Origin of the sequence: Mesorhizobium sp. M7A.F.Ca.US.014.04.1.1, assembly GCF_003998745.1 — a bacterium.
In the GTDB taxonomy this organism is placed as follows: Bacteria; Pseudomonadota; Alphaproteobacteria; order Rhizobiales; family Rhizobiaceae; genus Mesorhizobium; species Mesorhizobium ciceri.
On sequence record NZ_RZRW01000900.1, the window covers coordinates 1 to 1,632 of the forward strand.

3 protein-coding genes are annotated in these 1,632 nt (G+C 58.8%); all 3 read left to right on the plus strand.

Translation table 11 applies throughout. The features are described from left to right. Positions 1-156 precede the first annotated feature (156 nt). A complete protein-coding gene (locus tag EOA22_RS32880) occupies positions 157-741 on the plus strand; it encodes a glutathione binding-like protein (protein WP_063170639.1) in 585 nt (194 codons plus the stop codon). Positions 742-804: 63 nt separating this feature from the next. Then, complete coding sequence (locus EOA22_RS32885; protein WP_127224467.1) at positions 805-1,059, plus strand: hypothetical protein; 255 nt, start codon at positions 805-807, stop codon at positions 1,057-1,059. Positions 1,060-1,131: 72 nt separating this feature from the next. Further along, on the plus strand, positions 1,132-1,632 hold a 501-nt coding region (locus tag EOA22_RS32890; RefSeq protein ID WP_127390569.1), incomplete at its 3' end, for an alpha/beta fold hydrolase.

The following is a 1,632-nucleotide window of genomic DNA, read 5'->3' on the forward strand; positions in this document are numbered from 1 at the left end:
CGCCTACCTGTCGGTGTCGTAGCCTTCCTTTCCGGCAAGTGAGAATTTCTGGAACCTCATGGACGCCGCGCGCAGCGATAATCGGTGCGCGGCGCAAGGCGGGCTTCCGCCCGACCAATTTGCGAACTGCGTCCCGATTCAGACAAGGGAAAAGCCGTGAAACTCTATTATAGCCCGCTCGCCTGCAGCCTGGCCGACCACATCGCGCTGGAGGAGGCCGGTGCCGCCTTCGAGCGCGAAACGGTCAATCTCAAAACCAAACGAACGGGCTCGGGCGATGATTTCACCACGGTCACGCGCAAGGGGTATGTGCCAGCCCTCGTGCTGGATAACGGGGAAGTTCTGACAGAGAATATCGCCGTCCTCGATTGGATTGCGGCGCAATACCCGGCACTGGGCGTGGAAGGGCCACTGGGCCGTACCCGCGTTCTCGAAGCGCTGACCTATGTCTCAACTGAAATACACCGAAGCTTCAAACCCATGTGGCACCATGGCAGCGATGCTGAAAAGGCCAAGGCGCGCAGCACGATTACGTCGCAACTTGATCTCTTCGCGAACGGTCTCAAGACTGATTATCTGTTCGGCGAGGAACCCAGCGTCGCGGACTTCTACCTTTTCGTGATGCTGCTTTGGGCAGCCCGCTTCCAAGTCCCTGTTCCGGCTCCTTTGGAAGCGCTGCGCGCCCGAATTGCGGCCCGTCCGGCCGTTCGCGTCGCAATGACTCGTGAGGGCCTTGTCTAAGTGCGAGACCGGCCGCGTGTCGTGTCACCCTTGAGCCACGACACATTACGAAGGAGTTTGTCCATGCTTCCGTTGCTGCAGATACTCCACCTGATCGCTGCCAAGCGCGGCGACGGGTTACGCCCCGAATTTCTAAGGATGCAAAGCGAGGCGGCACAAAGCGTGACCTTCCCGCGTGTTCAAACGCAACTTTCTACACTGCCCGGCAATCGCGTCATTCCAGCTCAATGTATTTCTGAATTTCAGTCGGTGGAGCCACCGACGCCTCGACTGTCCAAAGAGGCTGCCAAGGCATGCAGGCCGGGAACGCCAAGCTGATGAATGAAGGTGATGCCAGTGCTGTGTCAAAAACAGGTGGCATCCGATGGTGCCGCGAACGAGGTTGCAAGAATGGAAAATACAAGACCGCCGGGAGAAATTGATCGCTATCGCAGGGCCTTTGTCGGCGTTGCCGCAATGGGTCTGGTTGCTACCCAGTTCACGACAGTTCGCACTGCTAAAGCACAATGCGTTTCAGAGCTGGGCGGAGCAACGACAGAACGATCGACGGCTGCCTCGTTCGCTGCGCTCAGGCAAATCGACGCCGTCTTGCTGAACGTTGGCTACGCTGAAGCTGGTCCATCCAACGGTCCCGTCGTTATCCTCCTTCACGGCTGGCCTTACGACATCCACAGCTTTGTCGATGTCGCTCCCTTGTTGGCGATGGCGGGCTATCGCGTGATCGTTCCGTACTCGCGCGGTCATGGCACGACGCTCTTTCTCTCCAGTCAGACGGTCCGCAACGGCCAGCAGTCCGTGCTGGCTGTCGATGTCATCAAATTGATGGATGCGCTGAAGATCGGCGACGCGATCGTCGCCGGGTATGACTGGGGCGCACGCACAGCCTGCATC